The organism is Streptomyces sp. AK010, from assembly GCF_014207295.1.
Classification (GTDB): domain Bacteria; phylum Actinomycetota; class Actinomycetes; order Streptomycetales; family Streptomycetaceae; genus Streptomyces; species Streptomyces massasporeus.
Genome location: NZ_JACHCX010000036.1, coordinates 24,298 through 37,832 on the forward strand (window position 1 = coordinate 24,298; position 13,535 = coordinate 37,832).

Consider the following 13,535-nt stretch of genomic DNA (forward strand, 5'->3'; position numbering starts at 1 on the left):
GCGTTAGGCAGCAGGATCGTTGCAATGAATTCTCGGCTCTGAGCTGTTGTTATGTGTTTTGCGTACAACGGAGTTGTTGCCGGTTGCGTGAATGCAACGACCGGATCCACAACACCCTCAAGAACGCCGACGGCGCCGCCGGCCCGACCCTCCACGCGACCACCGCCCAGGGCGGCATCACCGCCCGCAGCCTCTGGAAGCCCGCCACCCGTCCGAACGAGTTCGGCAACGCCCTCACACGAAAGGTCCAGGACATGACGGACACCAGCACCTGTCCGAAGCAGCCGCGTTGGACCGGCACGGTGCCGGTCGAGGACACGGCCCTGGCCGTCACCGACACGGGCGGCACCGGAACCCCGGTGGTCTACCTCAACGGCCAGTTCGCCACCCAGGGGTACTGGCGGCACACCCTCGCCGAACTGGGGCCGGGGTGGCGGCACATCACCTGCGACGAGCGGGCCCGCGGCAAGTCGAAGCGCTCGGCGGACTATTCCTTCGAGGCCGCCGTCCGGGACGCCGACGCCGTCCTCGCGGCCCGGGGCGTGGACCGGGCGCTCCTGGCTGGTCCTACGGAGCGGTCGTCGCGGCTCACTGGGCCGGACGCAATCCGGACCGCACCGTGGGCGCGGTCCTCGTCGACGGCGCCTTCCCCTACGACTGGCTCGACGACGCCATGGAGCAGCGGATCCGGAAGCTGTTCCGGTGGATGGGGTGGGTGCTGCCGCTGCTGCGCCCGACGGGCCTCACCCCGCGGATGACCGCCGAGGAGCAGGCGAACGGCAACATCGAGCTCGGCAGGCTCTCCCGCGCGCATGAGCTGGGCCCCGTGCTGGACGGCATCACCGTCCCGGTGCGGTATGCCCTCGCGTCGGGAACGTCGTTCGGAAGCCGCGGTGACGAGCAGGAACGGATCCGCACCGGCCTGGAGGCGGTGACCGCTCGTAACGCGAACCCCGACAGCGTCAAGGTCGCCGCCAACCACGGTGCGATCTTGAGAAAGGACTCCCCGGCCATCGCGGATGCCGTGCGCGCGGTCGTTGCCCTCGACGGTTCCCGTCGGACCACCCGTCAACCGGCGTCGGAGCGGGGCCTGCAGAGCTGATATCGGACGGTGACGTTTGGGCGGGCGGGATCGGCGCACCCGATGACTTACAGAATCCTTACACGACGAAGCGGAGACGCACCATGGGCATCATTGCTTGGATCATCATCGGGCTCCTCGCCGGCGCGATCGCCAAGGCACTGATGCCGGGCAAGGACCCGGGCGGCATCATCATCACCATGCTCATCGGCATCGTCGGTGGTCTGCTCGGCGGCTGGCTCGGCAAGGTCATCTTCGGTGTGGACTCCATCGACGGGTTCTTCGACCTGTCCACGTGGATCGCCGCGATCGTCGGCTCCCTCATCCTGCTCGCCCTGTACCGCGTCGTCGCCGGCAACCGGCGCTCGCACCGCCACGCCTGACCCGTCGCGGGCACGCACCTGCATGCACCCCAACAGACCTTGAGGGCTCCCCTCCCGTACGCACGGGAAGGGAGCCCTCAAGGTCTATTCAGTCGTTGGCCGCCCCGTAGGGCAAGGGCTCCGCCACACCCCGAGTTCCGGCTCCTTGCGCATCGACGACAGCCTCAGCCGGCGGGACTCGGCACAGAAACTGCTCCGCGGCTCCTTGTACTCCACGTGGAACACCGCCTTGCCCGCCTCGATGAACGGGGAGAGCTCGCCGCACTCGTCGTACTGGGCGCACTCCTCGTTGACCGCGAAGTCGAAGTGCCGCACGAGCTGGGGGATCTGGGGAAGGTCGTTCTTCAGCCCCACCGACAGCCCCCGCTCGTGGGCGATGTCCGCGATCATGCGGTTGTACCTGAGCTGGTCACGTGCGGTGAGCGGAAAGCCGGTGTCGTTGCCGTAGCCCTCCACCAGGTCGGGCTCCACCGCGTCGAAGCCCTTGTCGCGGCACATGTCGAAGCGGCGTTCCATGATCGGTCGCAGGACGGACAACTGCCGGATGTCCAGCCACCGCTCGCCCGACCACCCGTTGGGCTCGCCGAGAACCGAACGGGGGAAGGCGTCCCGGTCCGGCCGGAAGTCCTCCCACGCGCCCACGTTGACGTAGCAGATCACCTTCCTCCCCGCGCGGTGCAGCCGGGCCACGTCCGCGGCGGAGTTCTCGAAGCCGTCGATGTCGTAGACCGGCACGTCGGCCGACGCGTCGACCTTGCCGTCGAGCTGCCACTGCCAGGCGAGACCCGGGCGGGGCTTCCACACGGCCCGCGACGGCGACGCCGTACCGTGCGCGTCGCCCGGTGGCTCGGTGCCGCCGGAGCAGCCCGTCAGCGCCGTGGCCGCCAAGGCGGTGAGCAGGGCCGCGCGGGAAAGGGCCCGCCCGGTCATCGCTGCGCCCCGGCGAGGGCCGGCGTCAACTGGGCCCAGGGGTTGGGTGGTTCGCCCGTCACCGGGCCGCAGACCGCCGCTCCGCGCTCGTGCGCCGTGCGAACGGCCAGCGGAACGAGCGCCTCGGGCACGCCGTACACGAGATGGCACAGCCCCGCGTGTGAGTGTCGTGCGGTCCACGCCGGCCGGCTGAAGGCGGAGACGTACGTCGACCAGTGCCCCTCGAAGGTGACGGTCAGGTCGGCGAGGCGGGCGTATCCCGGGGCCGGGTGGACGCCGGGGTTGAGGACGACCGTCCCCACGCCCAGCCGGCGCAGCGTCCGCACCAGCCGGCGGCAGGCCGGCAGCCCGTCCGCCGTCGCCGTCACCCGGTCCAGGAAGCAGCCGTCCGCCGCGTACCACTCGCGGTGCCGCCGCACGTCCTCGGTGATGTCCGCGGGGTCGCGCACCCCGTAGTCGGTGTCGACGTAGCCCAGCAGCCGCGCCCCCGCGGCCCGCAGCGCACCGGCCGCCGCGGTGAACGCCGGGTCGGGGACCTCGCCCGGACCGCTCGCCGGGTTGAGAACGACACCGTAGGTGCGGGTCGCCGCGGTGATCAGCCGGTGCCAGGCGCCCGGGTCCTCGGCCGGATGGACGTACAGCGGGATCAGCAGGCTCACGGCGTGCGGCCGCCTTCCCACAGAGTGGCCAGCGCGTCGTCCAGCGAGTGCGCCGGACGCCACCCCAGGGCCTCCTCGGCGGCGGAGATGTCCGAACACTGCCACGACACCTGCGCGGAGCGGGCCGAACCGGCCGGGCTCGCCGCGCCCTCCTCGATCCGGCCCCGGAACCCGGCCAGTCCGGCCAGACTCCGCACCAGGTCGCGCACCGGGACGGCCCGGCCCCCGCCGAGGTTGAGGACGGGCGGCAGCGGGCCCGGAGCCGTGGCCGTGAGGACCACCGCCCGCGCCACGTCGCGTACGTCGACGAAGTCGCGGTGGGCGGACAGGTCGCCGAGCCGCAGCACCGCCGCCGGGTCGGGCCCGGCCTCGCGCAGCAGCGCCGCGATCCGGCCGGGCAGCCCGGTGGGCGGCGCACCGGGCCCCACCGGATTGCCCACCCGCAGCACCACCGCGTCCAGGCCGGACGAGGTCACCGCGACTGTGCCCGCGAGCTTGGTCGCACCGTAGGGGCCGACCGGGCGGGTGGCCGCCGACTCCGTCACCGGGGTGTCCGGCGTGCCCGGGCCGTACTCGGCGGCCGAGCCCAGGTGCACCAGACGGGCCGCCGGGGAAGCCTCGCGCAGCGCGGAGCACAGCACCGCGGGACCGCGCGCGTTGACCTCGGCGAGCGTGACGGCGTCGCCGCCGGTCGCGCCCGCGCAGTTGACGACCGTGTCGGGCGCGGCCGACGCCAGGGCCTTCGCCAGCTGCTCCGTGCGGACGCGGGCGAGATCGACGTGGACATCGGCGGCCGGCGACCGGCCGCCGACGAGGACCCGCGCGCCCGGCAGGGCGCGCAGCCGCCGCGCGACGTGAGCGCCGAGATAGCCGGTTGAGCCCAGGACGAGGATGCGCATGACGTGCTCAGGCTCCCTTGAGCAGAAGCGACTTGCGGGTGGTGAACTCGGCGTTGGCCCGGTCGTAGTCGTCCGGGCGTCCGATGTCCAGCCAGTACCCGTCGAAGTCGTAGGCGTGCGGCTGGTTGTCGGTCCTGAGCAGGTCGAGCACCAACTCGTCGAAACCGAGGGGGAGTCCGGCCGTGTAGCCCTCCAGGGTGCTGCGGGAGAGGCCGTAGACGCCCATGGAGACGCGGTAGTCCATGCTCGGCTTCTCGGTGAACGCGACGACCTTGCTGGAGTCGGTGGTCAGCACCCCGAAGTCGATGTGCACCTTGCGGGCGTACGTCGCGATGGTCAGCGGGGCACCGGACGCGCGGTGCCGGCGCAGGACGTCGGCGTAGTCGAGGTCGGTGAGGACGTCGCCGTTCATCACCAGGAATGTCTCGGGCAGGCGGTCGCGCAGGTTGAGCAGCGGGCCCATGGTGCCCAGCGGGCTCTCCTCGGTGGCGTAGTCGACGGCCAGGCCCCACTGGGAGCCGTCGCCGACGTAGGCGCGGATGATCTCGCCGAGGTGGCCGATGGCGATGGTGCAGCTGGTGAAACCGGCCGTGGACAGCTGGCGCAGCACGATCTCCAGGATGGCGTGCTGGTCGCCGATGGGCACGAGCGGCTTGGGCAGCGCGGTGGTGTACGGCCGCAGCCGGACGCCCTTGCCTCCCGCCAGGATCACTGCGTGCATGGGCTCCTCCTTCGTGAACGCTTCGTGGACGTGCGCGGACGTGACGGACGAGATCCGCTGTGCGGTGTCAGATGTTGTAGATGCCGGTCTTGTAACGGGCGAGGTTGGCCGGGTCGCGGAAGAACTCCACGGTGGCCGCCAGGCCTTCCTCCAGGGTGTGCGCGGGCTGCCAGCCGGTGGCGGCGGCGAGCCGGCTCGCGTCCGCGACCAGCCGCATCACCTCGGAGTTCGCGGGACGGATGCGGGCGGAGTCCTCGCGGACGTCGAGGGCGGTGTCCATCACCTTGCCGATCAGCGCGACCAGGTCGCCCACCGAGATCTCCCCACCGGTCCCGGCGTTGAAGGTGCGGCCCACGACCTGCCCGGCGGGCGCGGTGCCGACGGCGAGGAAGGCCTGCGCGGTGTCCTTGACGAAGGTGAAGTCCCGGGTGGGACGCAGGTCGCCGAGGGTGATGGTGCGCTCTCCCGCCGCGACCTGCCCGATGACGGTGGGGATGACCGCGCGCATCGACTGGCGCGGCCCGAAGGTGTTGAAGGGCCGCAGGGTGACGACCGGGGTGTCGAAACTGGCGTGGTAGCTGTCGGCCAGCCGGTCCCCTCCCGCCTTCGAAGCGGCGTACGGGGACTGGGTGTTGATGGGATGGTCCTCGGTGATGGGCACGGTCTGCGCGGTGCCGTACGTCTCGCTGGTGGAGGTGTGCACCAGCCGGGGCGTGCCGAGGGCGCGCACCGCCTCCAGCACGTTGAGGGTGCCGGTGACGTTGGTGTCCACGTAACTGTGCGGGGCCTGGTAGGAGTACGGGATCGCGATCAGGGCGGCCAGATGGTAGGCGGCGTCGGCGCCTTCGAGGAGGCCGCGGACGGAGCCGGGGTCACGGACGTCGCCGAGGACGATCTCCACCTGGTCCAGGACGTCCGGGTGCAGGGTCTCCAGCCAGCCGTAGGAGGAGAAGGAGTTGTACTGGACCATGGCCCTGACCCGGTGGCCGGAGGCGACCAGTGCCTCGGTGAGGTGCGAGCCGATGAAGCCCTCGGCTCCGGTGACGGCGGCGAGCGGTGCGGAGGTCAACTGCGGTGTCCCTTCGGTTGGGTGGGATGCGAGCGGGGAGCGGGGTGGGACTCAGGCGTGCGGTGCGGGCCGGCCGAGCAGCCACAGCGCGCACGCCGCCAGACCCAGGGCGGCGGCGCCGCAGGCGAGTGGCAGGGCCAGGGCGGCGCCCGGTGGCAGCCGGAACAGGACGACCGCTCCGGCCCCGGCGGCCGCCGCCAGGCAGATCCCGGCCGACGACCAGGCCGCCCCGAACGCCTGGAGCAGCAGCGCGGTCCACAGGACGGCGGCGAGCAGCAGCAGGGCGGCCGGGTCGGAGCCGATGAGCAGCGCCGCGGGCAGCAGCGGTGCCAGATAGGCGAGCAGACAGAGGCCGAGGACACCGGCCGAGCGCAGCAGGAACCCGGCGGGCGTGGCGGTGGCCCGCAGCGCGGCGACCGACAGCCCCCGGTAGCGATACAGCAGCCATTCCGCCGGCCCCATGCTCAGCGTCAGCACGATCACCGCGTACGGCTCCTCCCGCCCCTCCAGCAGCACCAGCACCCCCGCGGCCAGCCCGAACAGGCCGTACGGCAGCGACCACAGCAGCCGTGACCGGGTCGCGTCGGTGACGGCCGGGACCGCGAGGGCACCCCGCAGGACCCAGCCGGTGACGGTCAGCGTGGCGAGCAGCGCCAGCAGGGGCAGCCCGGCCCGGAGCGCGGGGCCGGGCTCCCACCAGGGCGCGACGGCGGCTCCCGCGAGCAGCGGGCTGAGCGCGGCCAGCAGCAGCCGTTCCCGGCCCAGCACCAGCAGGACACCGGCGGCCGCCAGGTACGCGGACTGCGCGGCCGCCACCAGGGTCACCGGTCCGCCCTCGGCGGGCAGCGCGGCGACCGCCGTGGCCACCACCGCTCCCACGGGCGCGCCGAACAGGAGAGTACGGCCTGCCTCCCGGCGTCCGGTCGCCATCCGCAGGTGCGCGCGGTGGCCGAGCGCCTGCCCCCACGCCCAGGAGACGAGCCCGGCCACGATGAGCGCGGGGGCGTACCCGCCGGCGTTCCACAGCGGCGCGGTCAGCAGGTAGGCGAGCCCCGGCAGGGCGAACAGCACCCCCCGCAGCAGACAGCGCAGGGTGTCGGGACGCCAGGGGTCGGCCGCCGGGGCGGGCTCGGGGAAGGTGCGCGGCACCCGCTCGTAGAGGGCGGAGGCCAGGGAGAACAGGTTCGGGTGGCCGTAGCGTTCGTTGATCAGGGAGGCGGACAGTCCCTCCGCCTCCAGCAGCGCCGCCACCTCGTAGGGGTGGACGGCGGGGCCTATGCGATCGGCGAGTTCGGCGGCGAGTTCACTGACCGCCTCCTCGTCGGGGCCCTGCCGGGGCAGCCGGATGGCGAGTGTGGTGTCGTCCAGGGCCCAGCGCGGCCGGCGGCGCGGCGGGCGGGGACCGGCCAGCCGGATGGCCAGCGTGTCCTGCTCCGTGCCCCCGGGTTCGAGAGACATCGGCCCGCTCACAGCGCGAGGCTTCCGGTGCCGTGGACGGCCGGCGCGGACACCCCGAACGTCGGCACGACCGTCGGCTCCTGCGTCGGATGGGCCAGTTCCAGATAGACGGACCGAAACGTGTCAATGGTCTGCCGGAGGGTGAACTGCTCGATGACCCGCAACCGGGCCGCCTCACCCATGGCCCTGCGCCGCCCGGGATCCCCCAGCAGCTCCAGCGCGGCCTCGGCCATCGCCGCCGGATCGCGCGGGGGCACCACCAGCCCGGTGTCACCGACGGCCTCGCGGACACCGCCCACGTCCGTGGAGACGGTCGCCCGTCCGCAGGACATGGCCTCGATCAGGGTGAAGGGGAAGCCCTCGCTGATGCTGGAGAGCATCATGACGTTCCCGGCGGCGTAGGCGTCCTTGATGTCGTCGACGCGCCCTTCGAAGGTGACGGCGTCGGCGTGCCCGAGCTCGGCGGCCAGCGCCTCGCAGCGCTCCCGGTAGGCCTCTCCGCCCCGCGGTGTCCCGCCGAACAACCTCAACCGCGCGTGCGGGAGCCGGTCGCGGACGAGCGCGAAGGCCCGGATGAGGGTCTCCAGGTCCTTGATGGGGTCGACGCGGCCGGCCCAGCTGAGGGTGGGGGAGTCCGGTTCGGGCCCGGCCGCCGGGAAGGCGGCGGGGTCGACGCCGTTGTAGACCGTGCGGATCGACTCCGGGTCGGCGCCGCCCTCCTCCTCCCACAGCCGGTTGTAGCGGTTGCCCGGTGTGATCAGGGCGGCCCGGCGGTAGCTCTCCTGCGCGAGCAGCCGGAAGAACCCGAGGACCACGGCCTTCACCGGCCAGCGGTAGGGCGCGGTGCGGTAACCGAGGTAGCGCTCACGCAGATAGACCCCGTGCTCCGTCAACAGCAGGGGAACGCCGTGCTGTTCGAGGGCCGCGAGGCCCGGCAGGACGGCGACTCCGCCGCTCACCGCGTGCGCGACCCCGCTCTCGGGGGCCGGGGCGGCCAGTGGGCGCAGGGCGTGCTCCAGCAGGGCGGTCGCGGTGAGCGCGTCGTGCAGGGTCGGCCGCGCCTCGCACACGGCGAGTCCGGGGCGGTTCCACAGCGCGGTGAGGATCGCGATCGCCCGGTCCCCGCGCAGGAAGGGGCTCAGCGTCCCGTCCGACGCGGCCCGTGCCAGTGCGTACAGGGCGGGCGCGAACCCGTCCTCGGCGCGTGGGTCGAGCAGCGCGGTCAGGAACCGCTCGTAGGAGGCGGCGAGTTGGTTGCGGGATCGGCCCCGGGGCGGCCGGCCCTCGGGCGGGGCGCCCCACATGGGGACGGACAGCACGCCGACGACGTGCGCGGGCAGGTCCCAGACGACCGGCTCACGTCCGGTGCCGGTGACGGCGATGACGTCGAAGGCCAGGTCGGGCATGCCCTGGACGAGCTGGTCGCACCAGACGCTGACGCCTCCGTGGCTGTGCGGGTAGGTGCCTTCGGTGAGCAGGGTGACGCGCGTCGCTCCGGTACGTCGCGCGCCCTGAGGAACGGGCATCGATGTGCTCCACGGCCGAGGTGTGGGGTGGTACGGGCCGGTCCTGGCCGCCGCGGGGCCGCCAGGACCTTCAGGTCGTGCGCGGATGCGCCGTTCAGCCGTCTGTGCTGCGACCCACCGGGTCGGTGACGCCCGCGGGGACACGGGTGTCCGGGGCAGGCCTGGTGGCCGGGGCGGTCTCGGTGGCCGCGTCGGGGGCCGGAGCCACGGCGGATGCCGGCAGGGTGAGGGCGAGCGGCGCGCCCGTGGAGGGCGTCCAGCCGGACACCGACCCGGCGTAGGCCTCGCCGAACGCGGAACCGGCCAGCGTGGTGCCGGTGGGCAGGGTCGCGGTGACCGCCAGTCCGTCCGGCGCGTCGACGGACACAGTGCCGCCGATGCGGTAGGCGGTGATCTCTCCGGATCCGAGTGCGGCCCGCCACTTCGCTCGGCGCTCGAGTTCCGCGCCGATGTCGCGCATCCGCAAATTCACCACGGGGGTGTTCTCGGAGAACAGTGCCTTGTAGGCGTCGAGGACGCCGTCGAGCACGGGGTAGGCGATGCGGTCCTCGGCCAGGTTCGACTGGTGGATGAAGTGCGGCTTGGGGTCGTTGGCCAGGACGTGCCCGAGGGCGATCTGCTTCTCCAGCGGGACGATGTGGTCGGCGTAGCCCGTGGCGGTGTCCAGCGGCGCCGGCAGACACGTGGTGGTGGCCGGGTTGTCCTCGCAGATGCCGCTGCCTCCCTGGGCGCGGCTGGTGTAGATCCAGTTGTACTCGTCGACCTGCTCGGCCGCCCGGCCGGCGTTGTAGAAGACGTTCATCGGGTAGCGGGGCACGGTCGTGGACGGACCGACCCTGCGCTGGCCGGGCTCACGGGAGTTGTCGGAGCCGAGCCAGGCGATGTCGTTGTCGCCGAGGGCGAGGGCCAGGTTGGGGTTGTCCTCGGGCTGCTGCGGCAGGACCTTCATGCCCGAGTGCTCGCCCGTCACCAACTCGCCGTTCACCAACGGCAGTCCGGCGCTCACGCCCCAGACCCGGTTGATGGCGATCTCGTCGGAGATGTCGTTGCGGCTCATCCAGCGGGTGCTGCCGTCGGCGTTGGTCGCGCACTTCCAGGGCACCACGGTCGTGTCCTGCACACAGCCGAGGAAGGGGTGCGAGTAGGTGTGGTTGATCCACCGGAACTCGCCCCGACGTGCGATCAGCCGGTCGGCGAGCGGGTCGGCGCCGTTGTTGTCCTCGCGGTGGTCGACGCTGCCCGCGCCGTTGTAGGCGAAGTCGAGGGTGAACTTGTTGCTGTTCTGCCAGTCGACGGCGTGGTCGACGTCGGAGGGTGTCATCCGGATCGGGTCGGGGGTCGCGGTGGGATCCGTGCAGTCGACGTCGCCGGGCGTGCAGTTGAGCCGGCTGTTCCACCGGTCGTCCGCCGCGAACACGTCGTCCACGTGGACGGCGAAGTAGTTCCGCGAGGCGCCCAGGTGCACACCGCCGGTCATCCACTCCACGATGCCGCGGGCCAGGAGCCGGAACTGCTGCTGGTACCGGTTGTAGACGAAGGTGACGACCAGCTCGCGCCGGCCGTCGTGCCGGTACTCGCCCACCAGCGTGCCCTTGGCCGACTGACCGGGGATCGCCGCTTCGACGTACGGGGTGAAGTCGGCCCCGGCCACGGGCTTCGACAGGTAGGCGTAACTCTCCCCGATCGCCGGGTCGTTGTCCTCGAAGGGCACCGTCCCGTCGAGATAGCCAAAGGGGCCCGACCTGCCGGCGGCGGTCACCTCCGCCCGCTTGCCGTCGATGCTGCCGGAGTAGCCGCCGTGGACGGGGTACTGCAGACCGGCTTCGGGACGCGCGTAGGTGTAGGCGTCGACCTGGGGCACGTCGTACGTCTGCTCGTACGCCGCCAGGGCCGCCATCTCGGACGAGCCGGCCGGGAACGGGTTGTCGTTGGGCAGCACGACGGCCTGGAACTTGGCGCGTGGCCTGCCGTCCACGGTGTCCGCGAGGAAGTCGGCGTCGATCACGGTCCGGCCGGACTGCGTGAGGTCGATCCGGGTGTACGGCGTACCCGCCGCGGCCAGTTCGGAGGCTATGGCGTCGGTCGACGGGCCGCCGTCGCTCACCACCAGCACCCGCAGATCGATGCGGGGCGTGGTGTCGGCGCGTGCCGCACCGGCCGGCAGGCCCAGTGCGGCGATGAGCGCGCCCACCGTGAGCACGGTGGTGCGTGTGGTCCGCTTCATGCGGTGAGGTCCCCTCCCCGGGCAGGGGTGAGTACTGCTCCGCGGAGCGGACGCACCCCCTTGCGTGCCGCCGGCGTCCCCCTCAGAAGCCAGTTCGTCACGCATCCGTTCGCGTCACATAGTGATGCCTGTGTGGAGATTTCGCGGTCATGTTGCGGAACATGACGGAAAAGCGCAGGTGTCGAACGGGGTGGTTCCGAAAGCGAAATGAGCCGTTCCCGGTCGCGGTCCGACGTCGGAGCAGGTGGGCGCGGGGGCCCGGGACGCTGGTCCGGGGCCTGAGCCGCCGACCGGCGGGCCCGTGGGGCCCGCCGGTCGGAGTGCCAGTGATCCAGACCGGGGCGGCTGCCCGGGCGTGGAGGCTTTCAGGTCACCGCCTCGGCTCCGGACGGAGTGTCAGGAGCAGAGCACGCGCGTCACGGGCGTGTACACCGGGCCGCCGCTGACGTTCGTGGAGTCGCTGAACTCGGCGTAGAAGTACGAGTAGAAGCCGATGTTGCCGTTGCAGCCGGAATCGGCGGCGACGTCCAGCGTCAGGGTGACCGTACGGCTCTGACCGGGCGGGATGGTGGCGCCGTAGTTGCCGCCGAGGTTGGCCGGGCCGGTGCCGGTGCACGGGGCGGGGCCGTTGACGGTGGTGAGACTGCACCCGGAGAAGCTGTACTTGAGGTCGGGGCGCTGGGTGGTCAGCCAGGTCGGCTCGATCGTCTGGTACACGAACCAGACGTCGTAGGTGTTGTTGTTCTTGATGGTCATCGACAGCTTGACCGAGCCGCCGGGCGTGGTGGTCGCGCTGTCGGTGGCGAAGGTCAGCTCCGCCGGCGCCGGGTCCGCCGCACTCGCGCTGGGGGCCAGGCCGAACACGGCGAGGGCGAGGGCGAGGACGGCGCCGAGGCCGAAACGTCTCATCAGGGGTGATCGCATGGCCTGGGAGGCTAGGCAGGGGCCGGGCGGAGCGTCTGCCCCCCGGTGCGGGTGCTCCTCGCCACGCGGCTGGAAGTGCCCATGGCGTGTTCGAGGTGTGCCGAAAATATGGAGGCGCGGCGGAGTCGGTGTTCGCCCAGGCAGTCGGTGTCATCCGGGGCGACCACGACGGCGGAACGCGGCCGACCGTTTCCGCGGTGCTGGAAGATGACATTGGCGCGTATCGGTCCCGGCGGCCCTCTTCCCCGCTCGCGATCATCCTGGGATTCTCGGCCATCCGACGCGATCCGGCCTACGCGTCACCCGATCCGTCAGGACGTTCCGAGGCCGCGCAGCAGCGTGTCGACCACGACGTCCGCCGCCTGTGCGGGGCTCAGTCCGGGCATCTGCCGGGACGCGAGGTGCATGAGCTGAGGCAGGAGCGCGCTCGCCCATCCCTGAGGGAGGTCGGAGCGCAGAAGTCCCTCCTCCGTGGCGCGTTCGAGGAAGACGTCGACCTCGCGCACGGAAGCGTCCCGGCGGGCGCGGACGCCGTCGTCGGCGAGCATGCGGGCGATATCGACCGGCCAGGTGCGGTTGACGGCGATGGTGTTCTCGACGTAGCGGTGCAGGGCGACCGCGACCGGGGCCTCACGCAGCCGGGCGTCCTCCATGGCGTCCTCGATCGCTGCGAGGCGGGAGGCGTAGATCGCGGCGAGGAGATCCTCGCGGGAGGCGAACCGCCGGTAGACGGTACGACGGTCCACGCCCGCCTCGGTGGCGATGTTCGCGATACTCGCCCCGGGGTCGGCGGCGAGCAGGCGCGCCCCCGTCGTCAAAACGGCTTCCAGATTGCGTGCTGCGTCAGCTCTCACCCCGCCGAGTTTAGTCAGATCCTGTGGCATCTGAGATGTCTAGTACCTCTCTGATGTTGTGAAATGGGCGCTAAGTGCTACGGCGACGTAGCGCTTATCGATGGAGCGAGGCGTCAGTCACCTGTCGAGATGGTGACGGCGTAAGGGGAGTGCATGTGCGAGGCTGGTCCCGCAGGGACGGATACGGGCAAGAAAGGTGATGTGCCATGAGTGATGTCGAGGAGAGGGCACTGCTCGCGGGTGGGTGCTTCTGGGGCATGCAGGAGCTGATCCGGTCGCTCCCCGGCGTGATCCGCACCCGGGTCGGCTACAGCGGTGACAATGACAAGCCACACCCCACCTACCGTGATCACGGACGGCACGCGGAGTCGATCGAGATCGTGTTCGATCCGACCGCGACCGACTATCGCGCGATCCTGGAGTACTTCTTCCAGATCCACGACCCGACCACGAGCAACCGGCAGGGCAATGACGTCGGCCTGAGCTACCGCTCCGCCATCTTCTACCTCGACGACGAGCAGCGGCGCGTCGCGCAGGACACCATCGCCGACGTCGAGGCGTCCGGTCTGTGGCCGGGGCCGGTGGTGACCGAGGTGGTGCCGGCGGGTCCGTTCTGGGACGCCGAGCCGGAGCACCAGGACTACCTCCAGCGCTATCCGGACGGCTACACCTGCCACTTCCCGCGCCCGAACTGGCGGTTGCCCAGGCGCGGCTAGTCCCAAGGCCGTTCAGTTTGCGGTTGGGGGAGGTTGTCAAGGGCCTGCGGGTGCGAGGACTTCGATGCCGGTGGTGGCTTTGTAGCTGGTC

Annotated in this window: 14 protein-coding genes; 4 read left to right on the top strand and 10 right to left on the bottom strand. The window is 71.7% G+C overall.

What is annotated here, in order from left to right; translation table 11 throughout:
• Positions 1-83 precede the first annotated feature (83 nt).
• The 3 genes from HDC93_RS39105 (at position 84) to HDC93_RS36395 (ending at position 1,464) form a co-directional block, all read left to right on the top strand.
• A complete protein-coding gene (locus HDC93_RS39105; RefSeq protein WP_260419975.1) occupies positions 84-758 on the top strand; it encodes an alpha/beta fold hydrolase in 675 nt (224 codons plus the stop codon).
• Positions 716-1,102 carry a hypothetical protein gene (locus tag HDC93_RS39110; RefSeq protein ID WP_260419976.1) on the top strand — a complete coding sequence of 129 codons (387 nt, stop codon included), beginning with the start codon at positions 716-718 and terminating at the stop codon, positions 1,100-1,102. The genes HDC93_RS39105 and HDC93_RS39110 overlap by 43 nt, the downstream gene beginning before the upstream one ends.
• Positions 1,103-1,185: 83 nt before the next feature.
• Positions 1,186-1,464 carry a GlsB/YeaQ/YmgE family stress response membrane protein gene (locus HDC93_RS36395; RefSeq protein WP_185015051.1) on the top strand — a complete coding sequence of 93 codons (279 nt, stop codon included), beginning with the start codon at positions 1,186-1,188 and terminating at the stop codon, positions 1,462-1,464.
• Between the two features lie 84 nt (positions 1,465-1,548).
• Here the strand turns inward: HDC93_RS36395 and HDC93_RS36400 are convergent, their stop codons facing one another.
• The 10 genes from HDC93_RS36400 to HDC93_RS36445 all read right to left on the bottom strand — a co-directional run bounded on the left by HDC93_RS36400 (position 1,549) and on the right by HDC93_RS36445 (position 12,674).
• Positions 1,549-2,394 carry an endo alpha-1,4 polygalactosaminidase gene (locus HDC93_RS36400; protein ID WP_185015052.1) on the bottom strand — a complete coding sequence of 282 codons (846 nt, stop codon included), beginning with the start codon at positions 2,392-2,394 and terminating at the stop codon, positions 1,549-1,551.
• Positions 2,391-3,053, bottom strand: coding sequence for a spherulation-specific family 4 protein (locus HDC93_RS36405; protein ID WP_185015053.1), 663 nt, complete (start codon positions 3,051-3,053; stop codon positions 2,391-2,393). The genes HDC93_RS36400 and HDC93_RS36405 overlap by 4 nt, the downstream gene beginning before the upstream one ends.
• Positions 3,050-3,952, bottom strand: a complete 903-nt coding sequence (locus tag HDC93_RS36410; protein ID WP_185015054.1) for an NAD(P)-dependent oxidoreductase — start codon at positions 3,950-3,952, stop codon at positions 3,050-3,052. Before HDC93_RS36410 ends, HDC93_RS36405 begins: the two co-directional genes overlap by 4 nt.
• A gap of 7 nt (positions 3,953-3,959) precedes the next feature.
• On the bottom strand, positions 3,960-4,673 hold the full coding sequence (locus HDC93_RS36415; protein ID WP_185015055.1) for a nucleotidyltransferase family protein: 714 nt from the start codon (positions 4,671-4,673) through the stop codon (positions 3,960-3,962).
• A 67-nt stretch (positions 4,674-4,740) separates the two neighbouring features.
• Complete coding sequence (locus HDC93_RS36420) at positions 4,741-5,742, bottom strand: GDP-mannose 4,6-dehydratase (protein WP_185015056.1); 1,002 nt, start codon at positions 5,740-5,742, stop codon at positions 4,741-4,743.
• 51 nt (positions 5,743-5,793) lie between these two features.
• Complete coding sequence (locus HDC93_RS36425) at positions 5,794-7,212, bottom strand: hypothetical protein (protein ID WP_185015057.1); 1,419 nt, start codon at positions 7,210-7,212, stop codon at positions 5,794-5,796.
• Positions 7,209-8,726 carry a GT4 family glycosyltransferase PelF gene (pelF, locus tag HDC93_RS36430; protein WP_185015058.1) on the bottom strand — a complete coding sequence of 506 codons (1,518 nt, stop codon included), beginning with the start codon at positions 8,724-8,726 and terminating at the stop codon, positions 7,209-7,211. The genes HDC93_RS36425 and pelF overlap by 4 nt, the downstream gene beginning before the upstream one ends.
• A 94-nt stretch (positions 8,727-8,820) precedes the next feature.
• Entirely contained in the window at positions 8,821-10,950 is a 2,130-nt protein-coding gene (locus HDC93_RS36435; protein WP_185015059.1) for a hypothetical protein, read from the bottom strand.
• 396 nt (positions 10,951-11,346) lie between these two features.
• A complete protein-coding gene (locus HDC93_RS36440; RefSeq protein ID WP_260419977.1) occupies positions 11,347-11,859 on the bottom strand; it encodes a hypothetical protein in 513 nt (170 codons plus the stop codon).
• A gap of 326 nt (positions 11,860-12,185) precedes the next feature.
• Positions 12,186-12,674 carry a TetR/AcrR family transcriptional regulator gene (locus HDC93_RS36445; protein WP_185015063.1) on the bottom strand — a complete coding sequence of 163 codons (489 nt, stop codon included), beginning with the start codon at positions 12,672-12,674 and terminating at the stop codon, positions 12,186-12,188.
• A gap of 260 nt (positions 12,675-12,934) precedes the next feature.
• On the opposite strand from HDC93_RS36445, the gene msrA reads away from it, so the two are divergent.
• Positions 12,935-13,444 (top strand): peptide-methionine (S)-S-oxide reductase MsrA, encoded by a 510-nt coding sequence (gene msrA, locus HDC93_RS36450; RefSeq protein ID WP_185015061.1) that lies wholly within the window; start codon positions 12,935-12,937, stop codon positions 13,442-13,444.
• Positions 13,445-13,535 lie beyond the last annotated feature (91 nt).

What these genes read in the sequence shown, in the direction of transcription:
- HDC93_RS36395 (WP_185015051.1), top strand. Translation starts at nt 1,186, where the DNA reads ATGGGCATCATTGCTTGGATCATCATCGGGCTCCTCGCCGGCGCGATC.
- HDC93_RS36400 (WP_185015052.1), bottom strand. Translation starts at nt 2,394, where the DNA reads ATGACCGGGCGGGCCCTTTCCCGCGCGGCCCTGCTCACCGCCTTGGCG.
- HDC93_RS36410 (WP_185015054.1), bottom strand. Translation starts at nt 3,952, where the DNA reads ATGCGCATCCTCGTCCTGGGCTCAACCGGCTATCTCGGCGCTCACGTC.
- HDC93_RS36415 (WP_185015055.1), bottom strand. Translation starts at nt 4,673, where the DNA reads ATGCACGCAGTGATCCTGGCGGGAGGCAAGGGCGTCCGGCTGCGGCCG.
- pelF (WP_185015058.1), bottom strand. Translation starts at nt 8,726, where the DNA reads ATGCCCGTTCCTCAGGGCGCGCGACGTACCGGAGCGACGCGCGTCACC.
- HDC93_RS36435 (WP_185015059.1), bottom strand. Translation starts at nt 10,950, where the DNA reads ATGAAGCGGACCACACGCACCACCGTGCTCACGGTGGGCGCGCTCATC.
- HDC93_RS36440 (WP_260419977.1), bottom strand. Translation starts at nt 11,859, where the DNA reads ATGAGACGTTTCGGCCTCGGCGCCGTCCTCGCCCTCGCCCTCGCCGTG.
- msrA (WP_185015061.1), top strand. Translation starts at nt 12,935, where the DNA reads ATGAGTGATGTCGAGGAGAGGGCACTGCTCGCGGGTGGGTGCTTCTGG.